The sequence below is a fragment of the Virgibacillus sp. JSM 102003 genome, assembly GCF_041949995.1.
Lineage (GTDB): Bacteria > Bacillota > Bacilli > Bacillales > Amphibacillaceae > Lentibacillus.
Window position 1 is genome coordinate 122,713 of record NZ_JBHFQH010000005.1, and the last position, 23,971, is coordinate 146,683.

The 23,971-nt window shown below is 36.8% G+C and carries 23 protein-coding genes; 17 read left to right on the forward strand and 6 right to left on the reverse strand.

Going from position 1 to position 23,971, the window contains the following annotated elements; translation table 11 throughout:
- Positions 1–116 precede the first annotated feature (116 nt).
- The 4 genes from hag to pseG all read left to right on the forward strand — a co-directional run bounded on the left by hag (position 117) and on the right by pseG (position 4,712).
- Positions 117–1,019, forward strand: coding sequence for a flagellin Hag (gene hag / locus ACE1TG_RS07300; RefSeq protein ID WP_375051711.1), 903 nt, complete (start codon positions 117–119; stop codon positions 1,017–1,019).
- A gap of 157 nt (positions 1,020–1,176) precedes the next feature.
- Positions 1,177–1,785 carry a hypothetical protein gene (locus ACE1TG_RS07305; protein ID WP_375051712.1) on the forward strand — a complete coding sequence of 203 codons (609 nt, stop codon included), beginning with the start codon at positions 1,177–1,179 and terminating at the stop codon, positions 1,783–1,785.
- Positions 1,775–3,622 (forward strand): motility associated factor glycosyltransferase family protein, encoded by a 1,848-nt coding sequence (locus ACE1TG_RS07310; protein ID WP_375051713.1) that lies wholly within the window; start codon positions 1,775–1,777, stop codon positions 3,620–3,622. Before ACE1TG_RS07305 ends, ACE1TG_RS07310 begins: the two co-directional genes overlap by 11 nt.
- Before the next feature lies 1 nt (position 3,623).
- Positions 3,624–4,712 carry a UDP-2,4-diacetamido-2,4,6-trideoxy-beta-L-altropyranose hydrolase gene (gene pseG, locus ACE1TG_RS07315; RefSeq protein WP_375051714.1) on the forward strand — a complete coding sequence of 363 codons (1,089 nt, stop codon included), beginning with the start codon at positions 3,624–3,626 and terminating at the stop codon, positions 4,710–4,712.
- Between the two features lie 50 nt (positions 4,713–4,762).
- Here pseG and pseI read toward each other — a convergent pair whose 3' ends face one another.
- Genes pseI through pseB form a run of 5 tightly spaced genes read right to left on the reverse strand, consistent with a single transcriptional unit; the run spans position 4,763 to position 9,319 of the window.
- Complete coding sequence (pseI, locus tag ACE1TG_RS07320; protein WP_375051715.1) at positions 4,763–5,803, reverse strand: pseudaminic acid synthase; 1,041 nt, start codon at positions 5,801–5,803, stop codon at positions 4,763–4,765.
- Complete coding sequence (locus ACE1TG_RS07325) at positions 5,790–6,410, reverse strand: formyl transferase (protein ID WP_375051716.1); 621 nt, start codon at positions 6,408–6,410, stop codon at positions 5,790–5,792. Before ACE1TG_RS07325 ends, pseI begins: the two co-directional genes overlap by 14 nt.
- A gap of 14 nt (positions 6,411–6,424) precedes the next feature.
- Positions 6,425–7,156 (reverse strand): cytidylyltransferase domain-containing protein, encoded by a 732-nt coding sequence (locus ACE1TG_RS07330; protein ID WP_375051718.1) that lies wholly within the window; start codon positions 7,154–7,156, stop codon positions 6,425–6,427.
- A gap of 8 nt (positions 7,157–7,164) precedes the next feature.
- Positions 7,165–8,331, reverse strand: a complete 1,167-nt coding sequence (pseC, locus tag ACE1TG_RS07335) for a UDP-4-amino-4,6-dideoxy-N-acetyl-beta-L-altrosamine transaminase (RefSeq protein WP_375051719.1) — start codon at positions 8,329–8,331, stop codon at positions 7,165–7,167.
- Positions 8,332–8,335: 4 nt separating this feature from the next.
- Positions 8,336–9,319, reverse strand: coding sequence for a UDP-N-acetylglucosamine 4,6-dehydratase (inverting) (gene pseB / locus ACE1TG_RS07340; RefSeq protein WP_375051720.1), 984 nt, complete (start codon positions 9,317–9,319; stop codon positions 8,336–8,338).
- A gap of 247 nt (positions 9,320–9,566) precedes the next feature.
- On the opposite strand from pseB, the gene ACE1TG_RS07345 reads away from it, so the two are divergent.
- The 8 genes from ACE1TG_RS07345 (at position 9,567) to ACE1TG_RS07380 (ending at position 16,962) form a co-directional block, all read left to right on the forward strand.
- Positions 9,567–10,244, forward strand: a complete 678-nt coding sequence (locus ACE1TG_RS07345; protein WP_375051721.1) for a hypothetical protein — start codon at positions 9,567–9,569, stop codon at positions 10,242–10,244.
- Between the two features lie 290 nt (positions 10,245–10,534).
- Positions 10,535–11,620 carry a DUF2920 family protein gene (locus tag ACE1TG_RS07350; protein WP_375051722.1) on the forward strand — a complete coding sequence of 362 codons (1,086 nt, stop codon included), beginning with the start codon at positions 10,535–10,537 and terminating at the stop codon, positions 11,618–11,620.
- A gap of 331 nt (positions 11,621–11,951) precedes the next feature.
- The gene (locus tag ACE1TG_RS07355) at positions 11,952–12,107 is read left to right on the forward strand and encodes a hypothetical protein (RefSeq protein ID WP_375051723.1); all 156 of its coding nucleotides are present in this window, start codon (positions 11,952–11,954) and stop codon (positions 12,105–12,107) included.
- Between the two features lie 670 nt (positions 12,108–12,777).
- Positions 12,778–15,054, forward strand: coding sequence for a TOTE conflict system archaeo-eukaryotic primase domain-containing protein (locus ACE1TG_RS07360; protein ID WP_375051724.1), 2,277 nt, complete (start codon positions 12,778–12,780; stop codon positions 15,052–15,054).
- A 109-nt stretch (positions 15,055–15,163) separates the two neighbouring features.
- Positions 15,164–15,337 carry a hypothetical protein gene (locus ACE1TG_RS07365; RefSeq protein WP_375051725.1) on the forward strand — a complete coding sequence of 58 codons (174 nt, stop codon included), beginning with the start codon at positions 15,164–15,166 and terminating at the stop codon, positions 15,335–15,337.
- Between the two features lie 47 nt (positions 15,338–15,384).
- A complete protein-coding gene (locus tag ACE1TG_RS07370; RefSeq protein ID WP_375051851.1) occupies positions 15,385–15,657 on the forward strand; it encodes a type II toxin-antitoxin system PemK/MazF family toxin in 273 nt (90 codons plus the stop codon).
- 139 nt (positions 15,658–15,796) lie between these two features.
- Positions 15,797–16,576, forward strand: a complete 780-nt coding sequence (gene fabI, locus ACE1TG_RS07375; protein ID WP_375051726.1) for an enoyl-ACP reductase FabI — start codon at positions 15,797–15,799, stop codon at positions 16,574–16,576.
- A 290-nt stretch (positions 16,577–16,866) separates the two neighbouring features.
- A complete protein-coding gene (locus tag ACE1TG_RS07380) occupies positions 16,867–16,962 on the forward strand; it encodes a putative holin-like toxin (RefSeq protein WP_209479611.1) in 96 nt (31 codons plus the stop codon).
- Between the two features lie 321 nt (positions 16,963–17,283).
- Here ACE1TG_RS07380 and ACE1TG_RS07385 read toward each other — a convergent pair whose 3' ends face one another.
- The gene (locus tag ACE1TG_RS07385; protein WP_375051727.1) at positions 17,284–19,335 is read right to left on the reverse strand and encodes a methyl-accepting chemotaxis protein; all 2,052 of its coding nucleotides are present in this window, start codon (positions 19,333–19,335) and stop codon (positions 17,284–17,286) included.
- A 248-nt stretch (positions 19,336–19,583) separates the two neighbouring features.
- Here ACE1TG_RS07385 and ACE1TG_RS07390 point away from each other — a divergent pair, with 248 nt between their 5' ends.
- The 5 genes from ACE1TG_RS07390 to ACE1TG_RS07410 all read left to right on the forward strand — a co-directional run bounded on the left by ACE1TG_RS07390 (position 19,584) and on the right by ACE1TG_RS07410 (position 23,962).
- A complete protein-coding gene (locus ACE1TG_RS07390) occupies positions 19,584–20,783 on the forward strand; it encodes a CynX/NimT family MFS transporter (RefSeq protein ID WP_375051728.1) in 1,200 nt (399 codons plus the stop codon).
- Positions 20,784–20,833: 50 nt separating this feature from the next.
- Positions 20,834–21,556, forward strand: a complete 723-nt coding sequence (pxpB, locus tag ACE1TG_RS07395) for a 5-oxoprolinase subunit PxpB (protein ID WP_375051729.1) — start codon at positions 20,834–20,836, stop codon at positions 21,554–21,556.
- Positions 21,540–22,301, forward strand: a complete 762-nt coding sequence (locus tag ACE1TG_RS07400) for a LamB/YcsF family protein (RefSeq protein ID WP_375051730.1) — start codon at positions 21,540–21,542, stop codon at positions 22,299–22,301. Before pxpB ends, ACE1TG_RS07400 begins: the two co-directional genes overlap by 17 nt.
- 208 nt (positions 22,302–22,509) lie before the next feature.
- On the forward strand, positions 22,510–23,448 hold the full coding sequence (locus tag ACE1TG_RS07405) for a 5-oxoprolinase subunit C family protein (RefSeq protein WP_375051731.1): 939 nt from the start codon (positions 22,510–22,512) through the stop codon (positions 23,446–23,448).
- Positions 23,449–23,467: 19 nt separating this feature from the next.
- Entirely contained in the window at positions 23,468–23,962 is a 495-nt protein-coding gene (locus ACE1TG_RS07410) for a DUF1648 domain-containing protein (RefSeq protein WP_375051732.1), read from the forward strand.
- Positions 23,963–23,971: the final 9 nt, after the last annotated feature.

A 23,971-nucleotide genomic window follows, 5' to 3' on the forward strand; every position in this document is an offset into this window, starting at 1 on the left:
ATATAAGTAATATATCATCATGGTGAATGAATGTTATGGCCATAACTTCAGAAGGACATGCGAGACATAAGGATGTGACTCGCAAAAAAAATACACTTACATGGAGGTAAGGAAAAATGCAAATTAATCACAATATTGCAGCACTAAACACGTACAATCAACTATCAAGTAATAACAAGGCAGTACAAGGGTCTTTAGAAAAACTTTCTTCAGGTCTTCGTATCAACAGCGCGGCTGATGATGCAGCTGGACTAGCAATTTCCGAAAAAATGCGTGGACAAATTCGTGGTTTGGAAATGGCACAGAAAAATGCACAGGATGGTATTTCTTTAATTCAAACTGCTGAGGGTGCATTAAATGAATCACACTCAATTTTACAACGTGTTCGTGAATTAACTGTTCAAGCAGGAAACACCGGTACTCAGGGAGGAGAAGAACTAAAGGCAATCCAAGAAGAAATTGATTCTTTGGTTGAGGAATTAGGCGGAACAGGTGATAGTAAAGGTATTTCTGATCGAACAGAATTTAATGGAAAGTCTTTACTTGATGGTAGTTTTTCTGGTGGAACAACTGGATTGACATTCCAAATAGGAGCTAACGGTGGTCAGCAATTAAGTGTTAATATTGAGAGTATGGGAGCGAAAGATTTGGGATCTACTGATGCATCTGGAAATGTTACAGTAGCTATAAATGATATATCAGTAACAGACTTTGACACAGTTTCAGGTGGTGGATCCGGTGGATTTGATGAGACACTAAAGGCAGTCGACGATGCGATTTCACAGGTTTCAACTCAACGTTCTTCGTTAGGTGCTGTTCAAAACCGTTTAGAACACACAATTAATAACCTAAGTGCATCTTCTGAAAACCTAACTGCTGCTGAATCACGTATTAGAGACGTTGACATGGCAAAAGAGATGATGAACTTTACTAAGAATAACATCCTTACACAGGCGGCACAATCAATGTTAGCTCAAGCGAATCAAATGCCTCAAGGGGTTTTACAGCTTTTACGTTAATAAGTTTTTAGGGAAAGGCTCTTTTATTGAGAGTCTTTCTTTTTTTATAAAACTTAATTTTAGCGAATATTAGTTGCTATACCCTCTTGATACTTTGTCGAATCTTGCCGATAATATAAGAAACGATATACAATTTACAGGATTGATGGGGGTTACTATGAAATTATTATATAAGAGTGAACAATTCAACCTAAAAAATAACGTGGCTTCTATAACTACCATATTTGAAAAGGTCAATGATTCCATTGAAGGTAATGATTTTGTCTTTAGTCACTTGATTGTGGATGATATTGAAGTTTATGATAAACATGAAGACTATTTAAAAGAGCATATTGGTGAAATTATTAATGTGGAGATAGTTACTCGAAGAACTAAAGAAATGATTTGGGAAACGATGACTTCAGTTAACTCCTATTTAGAACGAGCAATTCCAGCATTAAGGACATTAGTAGATGAGAGCTATGAAAAATTTACTGATAAAACCTGGAATGGTATTAATCAATTAGCAGAAGGAATGCAATGGATTCTACAATTCACATCATTTACAAAAAATGCACACCAACAACCATCTAATTGGGATTCCATCGAAGAAAGTGTGAAAAAATGTGAGGAGAGTTTTTCTGAATTGATCGAAGGTATAGAAGTACAGGATACTGTATTGATTTCAGATATTTTGTCCTATGAAGTAACCCCTGCATATGAGGAACTTCGAAAGAACTTGGTAATATCGCTTAAAGATGAGAGGTTTTTGAAAAATGTTAATTGATAACACATTATTTTTGCGAGAACACTTTCCGGAGGTTCGCAAATACTTTTTAGAAAATGAGGAGAATATTGACTTGGATCTCTTGGATGTATTGGATTCAAAGACTGGACAAAAAACTCTTCGATACAAAGCCGACATGGATAAAGGATTGATGGTACATAGTAAATATGACCCGATACGTGAAGCAGAACGTATCTTAGCTTCACATCAAGAAAGGATAGGTGATGAAACACATGTCTTTTTTTTCGGGGTTGGTATGGGGTATCACATCGAAAAATTCAAAGAACTGTTTCCAAACAATAGTTATTCTATATATGAACCATTACCTGAAATTTTTTCCTCGATGGCACAGAATAAATTACTCAATTCAATTATGACAAGAAACATGAAACATCTTTATCTTGATACGCATGAAACAGAATCGGATGACTTTTTGGAAGAATTTAGTACAAATAATAAAGATATGCATTTAATTATCTTACCGAGCTACGAGAATATTGTTAAAGAGAAAGTCACAAATTTTCGTGAGAAGATAAAGAAAGTAATTCAAAACCGTCGAACGGGTTTGCACACGAATACAAAATTTCAGAAGCTATGGGTAACTAATAGTTTAATGAATTTTAATGAGGTACTGAAAACTCCCAACATGATGAAGGACATTGAACGCACACAGTTTGAAGGAAAACCTGCGCTGATAGTCTCAGCGGGTCCTTCCTTAGCTGAGGATTTGGGCCACATAAGGTATATAAAAGAGAATGATTTAGCATATATTTTTGCTGTAGGTTCTGCTATTAACAGTTTGATTACTCATGATGTTTTGCCGGATGCTGTATGTACTTATGATCCTGGGGAGTTAAATCATGAAGTATATAAAAAAATGATTGAAAATAAGATTGATCATATCCCAATGGTTTTTGGTTCTAGTGTAGGATATGAAACATTAACAAGATATCAAGGCCCAAAAGTACATTTCATAACCACGCAGGATCGAACTTCGATTTATTTTTTAGGACAGCAATTGAATACAAAACAAGATCTTATTCATGATTCGCCGTCAATTGCCGTAATGACATTTCAGCTTTTAAATAAATTGGGAGCAAATCCTATTATTTTTGCTGGTCAAAACCTAGGTTATTTATATGATCAACTTTATTCAGAAGGAATTGAATATGAAAATTTACGATCTTCAGTTGATGAGAAACAACTAGAAAATGCAATTAATACTGAAGACGTTTATGGTAATGCAATCAAAACTAATCTAGGCTTTAATAACATGCGTGTGAATTTAGAGGGTTTTGCTAAAATGTATAAAGGTAGAACATTTATTAATACGACAAAAGGTGGGGCAGCAATTCAAGGAGTACCGTTTCAACCAATTGAAGAAGTTATACAAAATTTTTTAACTCAATCGATAGCAAAAGAAAAGTGGTGGATTGATCATAATTCTTATAATCAAAGTAAACTCTTTAATCAAAAGGAAATCTTAGAGAATAGTATTAGTGAATTCCATGGATTAATTATCCGATATAAAAAATTATTAGATACTATTTCAATACATACCAAATTAAAGAATAAACAACAGCTAGAAAATTCTCTAATTCAATTTGATAAATTGTACGAGCAGTTAATGCAAAATGTTTTTTATACAAATTTCTTATCTTTTTATATTCGTGTACATGTAGAGTTTATGAGTAATGAGATAAAACGTTTGAATCAGGTGAGAGACATTTATAAAAAAGGAGAAGAGATTGTACAATCGTTTTCTATTTTTTTAGTACGTTGTGATACTGAAAGTAGAGAATTGGAAAGAATAATAGCTGATAAAATAGGAGAGTAATATGAAAATATGCTTTCGAGTGGATGCTTCAATCGAAATAGGTACTGGACATGTGATGAGATGTCTAACTCTGGCAGAATTCTTTAAGAGAAAAGGTCATTTTTGTGTTTTTATAAGTAGATTACGTGAAGGGCATTTGAATAAACTTATAACTGCTAAAGGATTTGAAATTTTAGAACTTCAAACGATTGATAGACAAAGTGAAATTTATAGTATTAAACATTCGAATTGGTTAGGGGTTACTAAAAATTCAGATATTGTAGAAACAAAGAATCTAATTACTAATAGAAACTTGCAATTCGATTGGATAATCATCGACCACTATGGCATTGATAGAGTATGGGAAGACGAAATTAGGGAATGTATTCCTAAAATAATGGTTGTTGATGACTTGGCGGACCGAGAACATAGCTGTGAGATTTTATTAGACCAGAATTATTATAGGAATCGAAACCAACGTTATCTAAATTTAGTACCTGATAAATGTACTTTATTATTAGGACCCAGATATGGACTACTCAGAGATGAATTCATTCACTTATGTGACTTGCCAAAGCCAATAAGGGATAATAAAGCCATTTTGGTATTTTATGGCGGAAGCGACCCAACAAATGAGACACTAAAAGCACTAAATTCAATTAAAGAAATAGAAAAGGATAATCTTATTATACATGTAGTGGTAGGCACAACCAATCCAAATAGACATCTAATAGAGAAGGAATGTAATAAATATAATTATAACTATCACTATAATATTGCTTATATGGCTAAATTACTACATGAGGTCGATGTCGCAATTTGTGCTGGTGGCAGTTTCACATGGGAAAGATATTGCATTGGTGTTCCAGCTATTACAACAGCCATTGCCTATAATCAAATAGAACTTTGTGAAAATGTGCAGTATTTAGGCATTGATAATTACATTGGAGTTTCTGAACGGATAAAACAAGAAGATATTAAAAATGAGCTTATGTCTTTTTTAAAAAATGATAATTTATATGATTTGGGTGAAACGGCAAAGAGTATTACGGATGGACTTGGCAAAAATAGAGTTTTGGAAGTACTTGAATCAACTACAAATAATAATTAAAAAAGCTCTGTTGAAAACATTTGTTTTTGACAGAGCTTTGTTCAAAATTATTAAAATCTGATAGGTTCCCCAAAGGTAAAGTCTTTTTCAGCATTCTTTCCTAAAAGATTTTTATAATATTTTGGTTTCATACCATACCCTGGTCTAACTATTCGAATATTTTCACGTGTATATAACTCACCTTTTTTAATATCTTGTGCAGCATATATTGAACGCCTGAATTTCAAAGAATTTTGTTCTGCTTTAGTTGGACCGTATTTCACTGCACCTATTGCTTTCCAAGCCCTCTCCGTTTCTTCTACAAGTGCTTTCATTTCACGAGGTTCCATAGAAAATGCAGCATCAACTCCACCTTCAGAACGATCAAGAACGAAATGTTTTTCAATTACTGTGGCACCTAAGGCAACACTTGCTACTGCTACTCCAGTTCCCATCGTATGATCTGATAGACCAACCTGGCAGTCAAAAAGTTCTTTCATATGTGGAATCGTTGAAATATTCGTATTTTCAGGTGTTGCAGGGTATGTGCTTGTGCATTTTAAAAGAATAATATCATCGCACCCAGCTGCTCTTGCAGCACGAACAGTTTCATCTAATTCTGAAACAGTAGCCAACCCAGTAGAAATAATCATGGGCTTTCCTGTTGATGCAACTTTTTCAATTAAGGGTATATCATTATTCTCAAATGAGGCAATCTTATAAAAAGGAACATCCAAATCTTCCAAGAAATCAACTGCGGTTTCATCAAATGGTGTACTGAAGGGGACTAATCCTAATTCCCTTGCTCTTTTAAATATTGTTTCATGCCACTCCCAAGGTGTGTAGGCTTTATTGTAAAGATCATATAAAGTATCACCATTCCATAGGCTATCTAGATCATCTATGACAAAATCACTCGAATTTGCATTTAAAGTTAATGTGTCCGCTGTGTACGTCTGTAATTTTAAGGCATCTGCACCAGTTTGTGCAGCAACTTCAACAATTTCTAATGCTTTGTCTAATGATTGGTTGTGGTTTCCAGACATCTCTGCGATAATAAATGGTTTATGCTCTTCTCCTATCATTTTGTTTGCAAGTCTAATGTCTTTCATTGGAACAATCCTCTCTTTTATTCGCTACACCAATAATATTATTAACTGGAGTATCCCAGGCCTTGGTTAAAAGGTATGTATATTTTTGCTTATCATTCTTCTTATGAAAACTTCCTAAATTTTTGTTCTGGGGTCTAGGTGTTATATTACCAATTCTTATATTATTCCAATTTTCAATCAACAGATCTTCAATTGCGTTAGATAAACGATTGTAAGTAGTTTTAAGTGTATCATGATTATATATTTCAATTTTTTTCTGAAGAATTATGTCACCTGTATCAATATCTGAATCTATATAATGTATGGTAACACCTTTTGGGGTATCTTTTAAAAAACTCCATAAATTTGGGTCAGCGCCTCTATTCCAGGGTAGATAGGAAATGTGCAGGTTTAAAATTCGATTTTGAAATTTATTTATTAATTCTTCTTTAATTATATAACGATAACCATAACTTATAATGACATCAATTGAATTTAGAAATTCGGACTCTGGATCTAATTTCCCTTCAAAATAGGAAATTTTTTCTCCACTATTTTTAAAATAGTCATTAAATTTTTTTCTTTCAGGACCTAAAATTAATAAATTGATAGAAATCATCCCTTCCATGTAGGGTTAAATCATTATAACTTCTTTTGTTTAATATCTGAATTAATGTTCATCATTTCTTTATTATTATTTAGTACTTCCAAAATATCATGATATGAGAATATGGGATTAGTTTCGTATAAAGACTCTATTATTTTCTTTATTAACAAATAGTCTTCTTTTGTATCAACGGTCCATCGGTGGTTGCTAGTATCTATATCATTGACTACTGATAATAACCCAAATAACTCAGGATGTTGGTAAATAAATGGTGTTACATGTTCTTTTTCAGCATTACTGCCTGCATTTACATAAGTGTTTTCTAATGTTTGGAATGAAAACACTTCCGTATCCATTCCTCTAGGGTATGTTCGAACCAAAGTATTCGATGTATAATTAATCGAATCATTGTATTCTAAATATTCTCGGATAACTTTATCTATAATTGAAGCGTCAATAATTGGACAATCTGATGTTAGTCTAACAACCACATCTGCATTATGTTCTTTAGCCGCCTCGTAATATCTCGACAAAACATTCTTTTCGGAGCCACGGTAAAAAGAAAGTGAATGTTTGTTACAAAAATCAATTATAGGTTGCTCGTCTTTATTTAAAGTTGTTGCAATAACAATTTCGTCAATTAGTTCAGAACGTCTTACTCGTTCGATTTGATATTCCAATAGTGGTTTATCTAGCACTTTTTTTAATATCTTTCCTGGCAGTCTTGTTGACCCCATACGGGCCTGTATAATTGCTACAACCTTCACGGAATCACCTACTTTATTTGGTATTCTTGAACTATTTTTTTTACTGTATTGATTACATAATGCACATTTTCATCTGTCATAGCAGGGAATAATGGAAGTGTTATAATATGGTCATATAATTCTTCTGCGATTGGGTAATCACCTTTATTGTAACCCATTTTCTGATAATAAGGTTGTAAATGTACTGGTATATAGTGAACATTAACACCAATATTTGCTTCGTTTAATTCTTTAAAGAACCGTTTACGAGTAATAGATAATAAATCTTGCTTTAGCTTTATGACATATAAGTGCCAACTAGAATTCCCATGGGAATGTTGAAAAGGCGTAATTATTTGTTCCATAGTGTTGAATTCATTATTATATTGTTGAACTATTTTTCTTCGTTTTTGAACAAACCTATCAAGTTTCTCCAATTGACTAAACCCTAATGCAGCTTGTATATCTGTCATTCGATAATTATATCCTAGGAACTGCATCTCATAATACCATGGTCCATGGTTTTCATTTAATAGTGAATGATTTCTTGTAATTCCGTGTGTACGAAACTGGAGTAATTTTTCATAAAGAGTTTTATTATTGGTAGTAATAATACCACCCTCACCAGATGTAATATGTTTTACTGGGTGGAAACTAAACATTGTCATATCAGCAATAGATCCCACTTTAATTCCCTTATATGTGGCACCTATCGCATGTGCGGCATCTTCAATTACAGTTAAATTATGCTTTTTTGCAATTTCCATAATTTCATCCAAATCTGCGGGTTGTCCTGTAAAATCAACTGGAATAATTGCTTTGGTATTTGGTGTGATTTTTTTACGTATTTTATCGGGATCAATATTATATGTTTCTGGATCTATATCAGCAAAAATTGGTTTTCCATCTTGATATAATACACAGTTTGCGCTAGCTGCAAATGTCATAGGAGTTGTAATTACTTCATCATCTTCACCAATTCCTGTGGCAAAGCACGCACCATGTAATGCTGCCGTTCCGCTAGAAAACGCAACTGCATACTTTGCATCTACATATTCTGCAACTTTTTTTTCAAAGTTTTCTACAGCTGGGCCTGTTGTCAAATAATCACTCTTTAGAACATTGACAACTGCCTGGATGTCATCTTCGTCGATTGTTTGGCGACCGTATGGAATAAAAGGATGTCGAGGTTGCATACGTTTAATTCACAACCTTATTTTTGTTTACTAGTTCACGCAATTCCTCAACAGATAACCAGTCTTCATTAAAGTTACTCACATAACTAAAACCATCAACTATATTTTTTCCACCATGCGCATATTCGTTTTTCCACCAAGGGAACTCTGGCTGAATAACATAGTAACTTCCCATGTCCAATGTTCGGTGTGCATCATCTTCGGTTATCATTGCTTCATGCAATTTTTCACCAGGTCTAATTCCTATAAATTCAATATCACAATCTGGCGCAATCGCTTTGGCTAAATCAGTTACTTTCATACTTGGGATTTTAGGAACAAATATTTCTCCACCATGCATCCTATCGAAATTATCGATAACAAATTGAACTCCCTGGTCTAACGTAATCCAAAAACGGGTCATACGCTCGTCTGTAATTGGTATAGTTCCTGTGTCTTTTATCTTCTCAAAAAATGGAACTACACTTCCACGACTGCCGACAACATTTCCATAGCGAACGACTGCAAAAGAAGTATTTTTATCTCCGACATAAGAATTTGCTGCAACAAATAATTTATCAGATGCTAACTTAGTAGCCCCATACAAATTTATAGGGCTACATGCTTTATCAGTACTTAACGCTATTACTTTAGTAACGCCTCGATCAATAGCTGCTTCCACAATATTTTGAGCTCCATTGATATTTGTTTTAACAGCTTCAAATGGATTATATTCACATGCGCCTACATGTTTTAAGGCAGCAGCATGTACGACGTAATCAACACCATCAAACGCTCTGTACAATCTATCTTTATCCCTAACATCGCCTATAAAGAAGCGCATTCGATTGTCAGTAAATTCCTGCCTCATTTCATATTGTTTCAATTCATCACGGCTGAATACGATGACTTTATCTACGTTTGTCTGTAGTATTTTTTTTATAAACTTTTTACCGAATGAGCCAGTACCACCTGTAACAAGGATAGTTTTATTATTTAAATTGTGCATATTAATTCCTCTTTTCTTGATAGTAAAAATGAAAAGTCGTATACGATTATATCAAACTTATAATGATATATATCTATTATTATCGACAAAATATATGATTTTTGAAATCATATTTTGCTATTTCAATATACAATTTATAGCAATCCTTCAAGAAAAATGTTTTTTCGCCGATACTAAAGTGTATGTTTTTTCAAAGCCTAGAGGAGAAAAGCAGAAAGTTAAACTTAATGTAAGGGGAGATTCCATTATGGGGATGTTAAGAAAAGTAGGAAAAGGAGCCGGTAGTGTATTTGGTACTGTAGTAGGTGGTACTGTTGGAATAGTAGGAGAAGCAACAGGAAGTAAATTTATAAAAGATGTAGGTGAAGGGGTTAAAAGTGCCTCAAAGTTTACGGGAGATTCAGTGGGACAGGCTGCTGACGGAGTTTGGAATACAGCTTCAGGTATGGTCCAAAACCACAGTAAAAAGATTGATAGTGGTACTAAGGATTTAAGTGATTCAGTTGGAAGGACTGCAAAGGGGATTGGAACCACAATTAAAAATACAGCTCAAGATGGCTATGATACATATAATGGATTTAAAACAGGGGATACCGAAAGAGCTAAAGAGAGTTTGAAAAATATTGGGAAGACTGCTGCCGTTGGAGTACTTGCAGTGGGCATTGTTGATTTGGCAGACGGGGCTGATGGGACTCAAGGAGTAGAAAATACCCAAGTGAAAACGGAGGGGATTACATCCGATGATTCTGGTACTCACAATGTTAATCCTCATTATGTAGAAGGTTACACCCGTGCTGATGGAACATATATTGAAGGCTATTATAGAGATGGTGATGGAGACACAGCAACAAATCGCTCTTTTGATGATGGCGGAGGTTACGAGAGAACTAACCCTGATGGTTCAATTTCAAATAATCTAGGCTAGGGTAGAATATAACTGAACCAGCAATCACAAGAAGTTCTTAAGAATTAGCAAGTGCCTGTCACCCAAGACAATTCTGAATAGTTTAAAGTGACAGGCTCCCTTTTTATTGAAGGTACTATGCTAAAAGAGATGGATGGAAAGGATAGATAAGATGTTTATACCATATTTGGTTTCTTAAATAGTTTTTTATTGTATCAGAGCTCATAACCCATAACCTAAGAGAACTTCGTTTTAACTCGACCGAACTGAACATAAATAAATGGTTTTTACAATAAGGAGACAAAATAATAATGTCTGAACAGCACAGTATTAATATTCCAGCTCATCCTAATGTATACCTAGGTAATACTGGTAGAGAATTGAGAATTGACTTTTCAACGCCTCAGGATGGAGTGAATACCCATACTGGCCTATTAATTCTAGTTGCCGGTTTTGGAGGGGGTATTGACTCTAAGGTGTATAAAAAGATGCGGAAAGTATTTGCGGACAAGTACAATATGATAACTATCCAGTGTAATTATTTCGGTAGTAATTATATGCAGGGAACAAACAAGTTTACATTAAATGATAGTAAAATTCTCCAAACTATTTTTACCATGGAAGAAAAAGAAAAGATTAATAAAGAATCTTCTGTATTATTCAATTTATTAAGAGAAAAAGATGTGGTATTACCTGTCCAAGCTAAAATTAATGAAAGTTTAGAAGAATTTAATGATATGAGTTACATGCAGGCTATAGATATCATATCTGCAATTGAAGCTGTACGAATTACATTGAATGAGAATAATTTAATATTTGACTCGAATAGAATGATTGGATATGGACATTCTCATGGTGCATACCTTCTTCACTTAAGTAATATATTAGCACCCAATATTTTTTCATATATAGTAGACAATTCATCTTGGTTAGAGCCAGTGTATTTATCAAGTAATAGATATCTTTATCAAAAAGTAGGTAATGCAACTCTTGCTGTTGAGTTTGATTACTTGGCAAAAAATATCATAAAAAATAAACATGATTTAAATTTAAAAAATTTGTATAAAAACTATTCTGGAACTACTCAAATTTTATCTTTTCAGGGCAATAATGATAATCTAGTAAACCATTCTGAAAAGAAAAATATTATGGACACAATAAGTAATTGTAAATGCATTCTTGTTACTGAAGAAGATATTGATAATAAGAAATATAAAACAAATAACCACGGGCTAAATGCAGACTTCTTGGAATTGTTTTCATACGCATTAAATTTTGAGAGTCCTAAGAAGGAAATGACTGAGTTAAATATGAAGTATGTGGTGGATTTTATGGGTGTACGAATCGATGTTGATTATACTGGTGGCTTGCCGTTATTTAACGTTGTATTTAAGTAAAGTTAAAACATAAGCTAGCTTTATTGCCGTGAAATAGAACGAATGCCAACTTATTAACTTTAGAAATTTCCTGGCAACATCGTTTAACAGCGATTTTAGCAATATTTGCATTATTATCAACAATAAGACAAAAAGGTAACCTCCTTCCTAGTCCACTTGATATGTACCCTTTGTAAAGGAATTATAAAAAAATAACTAAAAGAATATGCTACACGAAGAAGATGATTTCTGTATTTTGAAAATAATAACCTACCTTATGATGATACAACGGATAACCCTATGGAAGAAACTCAATCTAATACCGATGAACCTAATAGTATAATAGCAGATATTGAAAAAAGGTGGAATAACAGAAAAAACGAAAGCTGCAATTCCAGGACAAGTCGCTCTAGATCGTCTTTTGAACGAAAAGAAGAAGGAGAAGGAAAAAGAGACGGAACCGGAATCAGATACCAAGGGGACACGCAGCGATAAACATGCAAAGTAAGAAAGGCTATCAATATTGTGGTCAGTTCATACGAAGTAATTTGTCTTTAGTTGTATCTGAGGGATGGATTTTTAATAGTATCTCAATTTATAATTTGTTATAGTATGAATGAATTGAAACCCTTTCATTAATAGATCTATTAAACTTCTTAACTAATTTTCGTTACTGTGTTTTTTATCGGCGTCACTATAGCCCATTCCTCTAAAGTCACACCGTATGGAGCACCACACCACCTGACGTATATCCTGCGATATATGCAAATGTCTCATCACTTTCATCACACCAGGATTCCTCTGTTTCTTGTTTTTTCTTTTATTCCGCCTTGTATTGGAGTGCATTTGCATGGTCTTGTAGATTTTTCTTATACGTTAGATCGACAGGGTAATCCAACATTTCAAGCTCTTTAATAGCACAAAGTTTATCGACGGCGAAATGCTTGCTATAGCCACGCACCAGATTCTTGCCATCATATTTGGGTATCCAGTGATTCGCTGCATTTAGCCTTGAGGTGCTGTTAAACCGTTTATGGCGTGGTGTGTTGATTTCTTCTTTCGTTTTCCCATATTGGATTCCTTTTTACTGTTCACAGTTAGACTAAAATCGTTTATACCGCATACTTATTGGAAATTTTGTATAATAGCAGTATAACATTTTTAAAATGAGGGTTACTATGGGCTACGAGATGGAAAATAAACATCAAAAGGCGTTGAATGAAATTGAATGGTTGAAAAAGGAAAATTCCAGACTGCGACAGCTTTTACAGCACCATCAAATACATGATCCACTAAATGAATTGGAAGACAGTACGAAAGCTGAGAAATTAAAAAAGCGGGTTAATTTGTTTAGAAGTCTTTTCAAAGGAAGAGAAGATGTTTTTGCCTATCGGTGGGAAGTGGATAATGGAAAAGCAGGATACTCTCCCGCACGTAGCAATGACAGTTTTCAGCCCTTCACAGATAAGGTGATATACAATCATCTCACTGGTGAAAAGACAATAGGGCTTTATCCTGTATTACTGGATAATTCGTGCTGGTTTTTGGCCATTGATTTTGACAAGAAAAGTTGGCGAGAAGATGTTCACGTTTTTATGCAAACGTGCAGTACCTTTGGTGTGCCAGCAAGTGTTGAAAGATCGCGCTCAGGAAACGGGTGTCATGTCTGGATCTTTTTTCAGGAACCTATCCAGGCAGATGTCGCACGAAACCTTGGTACAATTCTTTTGTCAAAAGCAATGGAAAAGAGTAGCCAAAACGGGTTGAATTCTTATGACAGAATGTTTCCGAATCAGGACAGTGTGCCAAAAGGAAAGTTTGGCAACCTGATCGCTCTACCACTACAAGGCGGTCCGAGAAAAAATGGGAACAGCGTATTTGTTGATGAAAAATTTAATCCCTATAAAGACCAATGGCTATATTTGTCTAAGGTGAAAAGATTAAGTAAAAAAGATGTTGAATCCATTGTTGCGCGTAGTCATAATTCTTTTGTAGTGAAAGAAAGTCCTATTTCAGTTGAAAGCAGCCCTGAAAAAATTAATGTGCTGTACAAAAACGGTATCTATATTTCAAAACAGAATTTACCTCAAAGTCTAATTAAAGAAATCGCCCAGCTTGCAAAATTTAGTAACCCTGCGTTTTATCAAGCGGAGAAAAAACGTTTATCCACAAAAGAGATCCCACGTGTGATCGATTGCTCAGAAGAGGCCCATGAATATTTGTTTCTGCCTAGAGGGTGTATAGAAGAACTTAAAATTTTGATGGAAAAGAAATCAATTGAAATAGTATTAAACGATGAGGCGATTTTGGGGAAGTCTATTAATGTTCAATTCTACGGGAAGTTATCACTGCAGCAAGAAGAGGTAGTCCAAGCGATGCTGGAAAATAAAACAGGTATATTGTCAGCGGCGACGGGCTTCGGAAAGACTGTTGTTGCGGCGTCCATCATAGCCAAACGACAGGTGAATACGCTTGTAATTGTTCATCGAAAGCAACTGATAGATCAATGGAAGGAACGTCTTGCTTCATTCTTTAAAATTGATCCTAAATCAATCGGACAAATCGGAGGTGGGAAAAATACTGCTATAGGCTTTGTGGATATTGCTACGATTCAGAGCTTGAATCATGGAGGGATCGTGAAGGACAGTATTAAAAAATATGGCCAGATTATTGTTGATGAGTGCCATCACCTGTCAGCATTTACGTTTGAAAAGGTGTTAAAAGAAGCAGATGCAGCATATGTCCATGGATTAACAGCGACACCCAAACGTAAAGATGGGCTTGATCCCATCATGCGGATGCAGCTCGGTCCGATTCGTTATAAAATAAGTGCCAAGGATCAAGCAAAAGTGCGACCATTCAAGCATATTTTGTTACCGAGGTATACTGGATTCAAAAGTGCAGAAAGCGATATCCAAGCACTTTACTCCGAACTTGTTTCAAATGAGTCCCGTAATGAATTAATTTTTAATGATGTTTTAAGCGAACTAGAACAAGGTGCTGCTCCAATTATACTGACGGAGCGGATTGAACATGTTAAGAAACTGGAAGCAATGTTTGAAGGGTTTACCAAAAATTTGATTGTTTTAACCGGAGAGATGACGAAGAGGGAAGAAAGAATGCGGTTAACTAAACTGGAAAAATTGTCAGATGATCAGGAGCGTCTAGTAATTGCAACAGGAAAGTATATAGGTGAAGGCTTTGATAATGCACGGCTTGATACGATGTTTCTGACTATCCCCATATCGTGGAAGGGAACATTACAACAATATGTTGGCAGGCTGCACCGGCTGCATGAACGGAAAACGACAGTAAAAGTATATGATTATGTTGATCATAACGTACAAATGTTTCAAAAGATGTTCAAGAACAGGAAAAAAGGGTATAAAACGTTGGGATATGTGAACAAGGAGTCGTCGTCTGAAGTAGTTACGCAGCAGATGAACTTGTTTTGACTATATATTGCATCTAATAGTCACTGATGTTAATTTTCACTTTTCAATCGAAATGCATTACAATATGTAATATGTAATACATTACAAAATTCCATTGGGAGGGTTTAAAATGTCAGCTGAAGAAAGAATCATTCAAGAGATTGAATCGTTGTCAAAACAAGAAAAGCTTAATGTATTAAAAAAAATAAGAAATAAATATTTTGGCAATCAAAATGGGGTCTTTGTTGTAGGTGAAAACTATGATTTTTGGCTAAATGAAAAGGACGAAGACTATGACAAATAAATTAAGGCAAGGTGATGTATGGTTAGCTAAGGTATATTTCAAGAAAAATAACTTTTTATAAAAAGCGTCCAGTAGTTGTTGTAGGTAGGGATATAACAATTGATATTGATGTAATAATTTCACCTGTTACAAGTAGTAGACCCAGGAGTGAGTATGATGTCAAAATAGAACACTGGGCGTACGCTGGTTTAATACACCTAATTGTAGCACGTACTGCTAAAATACATGCAATTCCACAATCGTCTTTAATAAATAAACTGGGAAACCTGCATGAAAATGATCTTCAGAAGGTACTTCGTAAGTGTAAAGAGTTATTTTAATATTTGCTTCAAATAATATGTCCTCCAATTACTCTACAGTAAGTTTTTCACATCAATTATTCCTTCTTCCCATTTAACACCTGGTCCTAATTATGCTACATTATAAGTAAGACATATCCAATCAATCGGGGGTACATAAATGAACACATTATTGAAAAATAAAAACATAGTCGTAATGGGTGTTGCGAACAACCGCAGTATTGCGTGGGGGATTACAAAATCGCTTCACAATGCTGGGGCTAACTTGATTTTTACAAACCGCCAGGAACGTTCGAAACAAAAGCTGGAAAAACTCCTCGCGCAAAATGATATTGATCCTACACTAATCGTATCCTGTGATGTTGCGAATGATGAGAGTATCGTCTCAGCATTTCAGGAAATTGGTGAGAAAGTAGGCACGATTCATGGGCTTGTCCATTCGGTTGCTTTTGCGAACCGTGACGAGCTGAATGGTGAATATGCCGATACTTCTCGTGAGGGTTATCTTTTGGCACAAAATATTAGTTCGTATTCGCTCGTTGCTGTGACGAGAGAAGCGAAAAAGCTGATGACAGAGGGTGGTGGTATCGTTACGCAAACCTATCTTGGTGCTGAGCGTGTTGTGCCTAATTATAATGTGATGGGCGTTGCTAAGGCCGCGCTTGAAGCGAGTGTGCGTTATTTGGCTGAAGACGTTGGTAAGTATGGTATTCGTGTGAATGCTGTTTCAGCTGGCCCAATCCGCACGCTGTCAGCTAAAGGTGTTTCAGGCTTTAATGACAAAATGTCTGTTATTGAAGAAAAGGCGCCGCTCCGTCGTCAGATTGATCAGGACCAGGTTGGTGATGCTACTGCATTTTTATTGAGTGACATGGCACGTGGTGTTACTGGTGATGTACTGCATGTTGATTCCGGTTTTCATATTATCGCTGGATCTTAATAATAGGCGAGCATCCTGCTACTGGATGCTCGTTTTTCAATTTCATCCCCGTATATAAACACACTATAATTCCTTCTATTACCACTATCGAACCCATACTGCAAAAAGTGGCATATCTTCAAAATAATTCAAAATACCTACAGCCTAAAGGCTTAGCAATAATTTGTACTAAGATAGTTAACCAAACATTTGTTCGTATTTTTGCCGATTTTTATGCTATACTATCTAGTAGATAAAGTTCTATTTAGGGTTAGGTCAGCTACCCCAGCATTATAAAGGGGGTGAGGCGATTGGGTGTTTTTGAAGTATTTTTCTTGCTGATCGGGTTTGGAACATTTATGACCGGTTTTCTGACGCTGATTGTGCACATGATTAATAAAAAATAGACCTCCCTGTAAAGCCGCAAAGCGTTAATGGGAAAGTCTATTTGTGGATAGCTGATCCCCTATGGGAACCGCTTATCGTTGGGCCACAGCTGCAACTGTGGTCTTTTTAGTATATGCATATTTCTACCTATAGTATACCACAAAGTTGGGGGATGAAAAGGAATATAATTGAGGTATTAATTACCAAAATGGTGTGGGGAACCTTAACTATATTGCTGGGAAAGGAGTTAAAAATCCAAAAGTCGACATGATTCGATAAATATTTCCTGGGCAATAATACCCTTAAAAAAGAGGGACGGATTAAACCGTCCCTCTACAACATTAATTATTTTCGTCTATTTTAAATTTGTTCACTTGCTGTTGCATTTCTGATGCGTATGTTTCCAGTTCTTCTGCCAGGTGGTTTAATTGTTCCATTGATGCTGTTTGTTCTTCGATTGATGCTGAGGTTTCTTCTGTTCCTGCTGCAGTTTCCTCACTTATCGATGCGATACTTTGTGTATTGTTGGAAATAATCTGTTCCTGACTTATGATTGTTTCCATTATATCCATTACCTTATTAATTAATTGATTATTGGTATGAATTGTTTGCTGTATACTTGTGAATGCTTGTTCTGTTTCACTAACTGATTGTGATTGTGTCTGGATGACTTCATTCGTTTTTCCAATCAATGTTACCGAATGCTTTGTTTCGGATTGCATTTCTTCGATTAACGTGGATATATCTCCTAATGCACTTTCTGATTGTTCGGCAAGCTTTCTTACTTCATCGGCTACAACTGCAAATCCGCGTCCATTTTCTCCTGCACGGGCAGCTTCGATTGCTGCGTTTAAAGCAAGAAGATTTGTTTGACTGGCGATATCCGCAATTTTAGTAACGATTTCGTTAATGTTTGTTGATTTGTCATCAAGTGATTGGATTGCTCTGACAACCTCACTGGTAATTTGTCCTGTTTCTTCGGACTGTTTACGGAGACCGCTTACTGTTTCTGCTCCTTTTTCAGAGACTTCATCCATGACACGCGCCTCATCATATACTTTTTTATTATATTCTTCTATTTGTTTAATTAACGTTGACAGTTTTTCGGTTGCAGCAGCATTCTGTTCCATAATTTCTGATTGCTCTCCAGCACCAGTTGCAATTTGTTCCATGGTTGTTGCGACTTCATTTGATGATGCAGTATTTTCCTCTGCACTTGCAACAAGTGTTTGTGATGCTTCGGACACGTTGAATGAAACATCTTTAATTTTGATCATCATCATCCGCATTTGCTGGAGCATATTATCAAAACTTTCGGAAAGCTGACCGATTTCATTATGTGTTTTGACATTTGTTTTGGCTAAAAGATTCCCATTCTCTACTTCCTTCATCGTTTCTTGCAGGTTCTTAATAGGTTTTGTGATTCTTCGTGTTGTAAAAAAGGAAATGACGATTGCCAGTAGCAAAATAATTAGCAAGGTAGCAATGATCGGAATTAAAATACTGCTTGCTTGATCACTAAAATCACTTTTAAATACTGTTTCTCCAAGAACCCATCCAGTAGTGCTGTTCGTGGTGAATCCAAGGATTTTTCCCTCACCGTTTTCGGTATATTCGATAACACCGTTTTTACCATTGCTGCTTAGTTTACTATAGAATGCAGATCCTTCAGCACTTTTTCCAACAAGTTCATCATTCGGATGAGCAATAAATGTTCCTTTCTGGTCAATAATCATTGCATACCCTGAATCACCGGTCTGGATGTTAGCTGTCATGGAAATTAGTGTATCAACTAGAACATCTGCGCCAATTACACCAACGACTTGTCCGTGTTTGCTATAGGATTGTGCAGCGGTAACAATTGTTTTACCTGATGCAGCATCTGAATAAGGCTGTGTCCAAATAACTTCTCCATCTGCTTCAAGAGCGGCTTTATACCAGTCGCGTTCTCGCGGATCAAAATCATCTGGCAAGTCAGTTTCTGGATAAATGGTTGTTTCACTGGAAAGTTCAACACCGGTATAGATGTTCGCAATAGTGGGATTCGCTTCTACAGTCTCTCCCAAGTAATCGACAATAGCTTGTCGGTTGTTTTTATCATAATTAACAAATAATTCGTTTTGAGTAAGCCGATTTAAAATACTTGTTGTATTGTCAAAAAACACATTAAATGTATCGTTAAGGTTACCCATTTGTGTTTCAACACTTTGTGCTTTTTCATCAATTATCATGTTTTTACTTAATGTGTAGTTGGTGAAAGCTATCACTGCTCCGGCAATAATAATTAATGATAAAAACGGTATGAGTATTTGTCGCTGCAGTGATTTACTTAGAAAGCCTCCTTTATTGTCTAGTTTTTGTTTTGCTTGTTTCTTTTTCTTATTTTCCCCCATATATGTATCTCCTTCTGCTTTTGCTATAGATATTATTTATATCGGAAAATATTGTCGAAAGTTGTAATTAATTATGGCGTTTAACCAATTTAAATTAGTAGGCATATAGTGATAGCGGGGAAGTTTATCTGCCAAACGTGTAGGAGGAAGAGGTTTTTCTGTTTCGGCAGGGAAGCTTCTTTTTTAACTATCAATTCGCGTGTGCTATATTGAAAGGAAGAGCTTTTTAGAAGGGATTTGTACATTTAATGACAGAAGCAGATGATCGAAGAAAGATATATCAAATTTTACTTATAGCAGGAATTGTCATCGTAGCGTTTAATTTGCGGCCAGCTATTACGTCTGTCGGTCCATTAATTGGGACCATTCGTGATGATGTGGGGCTATCTAATTGGAGTGTGGGAATTTTGACTAGCCTGCCTCTTGTTGCATTTGCGGTGATGTCACCGGTTGCGCCTAAGCTTGGCAACCGTTTTTCGAATGAACGAACATTAATTGCCGGACTTATTCTTCTTTTATTTGGTATTACAGTCCGTTCGTTTCCTTTTGCAGCATTACTATTTATTGGAACATTATTTGTTGGACTTGGAATAGCTATATGTAATGTACTTTTGCCTGGTGTTGTAAAAGAAAAGTTTCCATCAAAGGTAGCATTAATGACAAGTGTTTATTCAACGTCTATGGGAGTTTTTGCTGCGACAGCTTCCGGGTTAAGTATCCCCTTTGCACGCGGATTGGATATGGGCTGGCAATTTGCTCTAATCATTTGGACTGTTCCTGCAATTATTGGGATTATCATCTGGATTTATCTTTCCAAAAAGAATAAGACAGATAATGACGTGGAAATGCAATATGTTAATGTGAGTGATAACAGAATGTGGAAGTCGCCACTCGCATGGCAGGTGGCGAGTTTTATGGGACTGCAGTCGTTTATGTTTTATGTAACGATTTCATGGCTGCCGGAAATTTTGCATGACTATGGTGTCAGTATGGCGACGGCTGGTTGGATGCTTTCCTTTATGCAATTTATCGGATTGCCGGCGAGTTTTTTTGTCCCGATGATTGCAGGACGTTTCAAGTCACAGCGTGGGATTGTACTTGTCATGACAACTTGTGCGTTGGGTGGTTACGGAGGCCTATTAATTGGAAGTTCATATACTGTTATGGTTATTAGCACGATTTTAATTGGAATTACGTTGAGTGGCTCGTTTGCTCTGGCCCTGGCTTTTTTGGGAATGCGGGCACGCAATTCCAGGCAGGCTGCGGAACTTTCAGGTATGGCGCAATCGTTCGGCTACACACTTGCCGCAGTTGGGCCCGTGTTTATTGGCTATTTATATGATGTAACACATGTCTGGACGGTTCCATTACTTACATTAATTGGGGTAGCTTTATTGGTCATGATATTTGGAATGGGTGCTGGACGCAATCGTTATGTGTTGGATTAGGCTTGAATATGCTATTATGCTAGTAATAGAAATTCCGGGAGGCGTTCGGTATGCATTTTACCTTGTACGCGATGGGTGATTCGGCAGTTAAGGTTGATTTTAGTGGTGATGTTTCGCCTGAGTTAAATAGGGAGATCCAGCTTTTCAGCGAAAAGTTAAGTCGTGCCAATATTCCAGGTGTCTTGGAATGGGTACCGGCATTTGACTCGGTAACGATCTACTATCAGCCTCATAGGTTAAGTTACGCGGATGTTTGTAACAAAATTTATCAGATTAATGGAATGAATGGTAATAGAATTGAGCGTGAATCAAGGCTTGTCTTGGTTCCAGTTGTCTACGGAGGACAGTATGGTCCAGATTTAGGTCGTGTTGCTGAAATAAATGGACTTTCAGAGGAAGAGGTTATTCATATTCATTGTGGGCAGGAATACCTTGTTTACATGTTGGGTTTCCTGCCAGGGTTTCCATACTTAGGTGGCCTTGATAAGCGGATTGCAACGCCACGACTGGAAGAACCTCGGGCAAAGACTTTTGCAGGCTCTGTAGGAATTGCCCACGAACAGACAGGAATTTATCCAATAGAATCACCGGGAGGCTGGAACATTATTGGAAAAACTCCTCTTACGTTATTTAATAGGGAAAAAGAAGATGCTTTTCTGTTCCGGGCAGGTGATCGTGTGAAGTTTTACGAAGTTTCGGAAAGTGAATTTGAAAAACAGACAGCTATCGAGGAGTTTGTAGTAGAGGAGGCTTACGATGGCAAAGCGGATTGATTTAAATTGTGATATGGGTGAAAGTTTTGGGGCTTATAAAATTGGCTCGGATGAAAAATTGCTGGAATTTGTTACATCAGCGAATATTGCCTGTGGTGCGCATGCTGGTGAACCAAACGTGATGGACAGGACAGTTCGCCTGGCAAAAGAACATCACGTTAGTGTCGGCGCACATCCGGGATTTCCGGATATAGCTGGATTTGGTCGTCGTATGATCGACTTTTCACCTGATGAAATATATCGGATGGTAGTTCATCAGATTGGTGGATTACAAGCCTTTTGCACGGTTCATGGTGTTCAAATGCAACATGTGAAGCCGCACGGTGCGATGTACAATTTGGCAGCCAAAAATCGTGATGTAGCAGATGCTGTCGCTCGTGCTGTATATGATGTCGACTCCAGATTGGTATTGTTCGGTTTAGCCGGCAGTGAACTGCTTGCGGCTGGCCGTGAAGTCGGACTACGTGTTGCATCTGAAGTTTTCGCTGATCGGACATATCAAGCAGACGGCAGCTTAACTCCCCGGGGAAGAACTGACGCATTGATTCGTGATGTAGACGCGGCAGTTCTGCAGGTAGAGCACATGGTGGAGGAAGGCGTTGTGCGTGCAGTAACTGATGAGATGGTGGATATCGAGGCAGATACGATTTGTGTGCATGGTGATGGCGAACATGCTGTTACATTTGTCGAGAAATTACGCGCGATGTTGGAGCGTGCTGGAATTGTGGTTCGTGGGGTAGGCTAGTGGTCCTGCTTGGTGGATAGTGTCAACTCGGGCGACAGAGGGGTAAACTCGAGCGACAGAGGGCGAAACTCGAGCGACAGAGGGCGAAACTCGAGCGACGGAGGCTCAAACTCGAGCGACAGAGACCACAGCTCGAGCGACACCTCACCGCCGCAATCGTCCAGCAGCACATCTCCAATCAAAATACATAAGAGAAGTGGTGAATAGGATGCAGCGTGAGAAAATATTCCATGTGATAAAGCCTGGTGTGCTTACAACTTTTCAGGATCTTGGCCGGACTGGCTATCAGAAATATGGTGTCCCTGTTTCTGGTGCGATGGATACGTTTGCACTGCAAATAGCTAATATTCTGGTTGGGAATCAGCGTTCTCTAGCATGTCTTGAGGTGACGCTTGTTGGACCTCATCTTGAAATGACTGCACCTGATCCAATTACGGTTGCACTCACAGGTGCGGGACTTGAGCCTAAAATTAATGATAAGCCGATTGAGATGTGGAAAACATTCAGAATGGAAAAAGGGGATCGTTTAAGATTTGGCAAGCATCAGTCCGGAGTGCGTGCATACATCGCGGTAGCCGGGGGATTTGATGCACCGGTGTTTTTTGGCAGTCAGTCAACGGATGTGAAGAGTGGTTTTGGTCGCTCGTTAGTTAATGATGATTCTATTTATGGGTACCCGTCTAAAGCGAAAAGTGGCATCGGGATAACCAATCCGCCAATCTATCTAAAGTCGGTAGAGGTATCTGTGATCGAAGGGCCACATACGGATTTTTTTACAAAACAAGGTTTATACAACTTTTTCAACTCTTCTCATACTATAAATGCGAATTCGAATAGAATGGGATATCGTCTAAAATCAGAGCCGATAACACATGAAAATTATACGGAAATGTGGTCTGATGCCGTTCCTTTCGGTGGAATTCAGGTTCCGAGTAATGGTTCGCCAATTATTCTAATGGCAGACAGGCAAACGACGGGAGGATATCCGCGGATAGGTACCGTTATATCAACAGATCTGCCAAAGATTGCCCAGCTTGTACCTCAAGGAGAAATCCGCTTTACTCCAATAACAATTGAAGAGGCTCAACGGCGGGCAATTCAAATGGAAAAGTACTTATTTAAATTAGAAAAATTTAAACTAAACTAAGGGTGGAGGGGGAGAATTCTTGAAGAGTCATCCAAAAATAAAAGTACCTGCAACAAAATGGGAGAAGTTTTTAAACATATTATCAGTAATCATTCTAATTTGTTCAATTGTGTATGTTGTACAGGCGTATAATAGTTTGCCGGAGCAAGTCCCTACTCATTTTAATGCAAAAGGGCAAGCGGATGCGTGGGGGAACAAGGCTACAGTTCTGCTGATGCCGGCAATTGCTCTTGTTTCATTCATTATTATGTATTTTGTAACGAAAGCACCACACACATTCAATTATATGGTAAAAGTGACTGAAGAAAATGCACCACGATTATACGCGTTGGCACGCACATTTATGGCAGCAATTAATTTCGAAATGGTCGTAATTTTTTCCTATATTGCCTGGGCTATGGTACAATCTGCAAATAGTGGAACAGGGCTAGGGGTAAGCTTTATTTTTTTCGTAATAATAGTCCCTATCGCAACAATTATTTCTTTCATGATTAAAATGAATCGAGTAAAATGACTTTATACA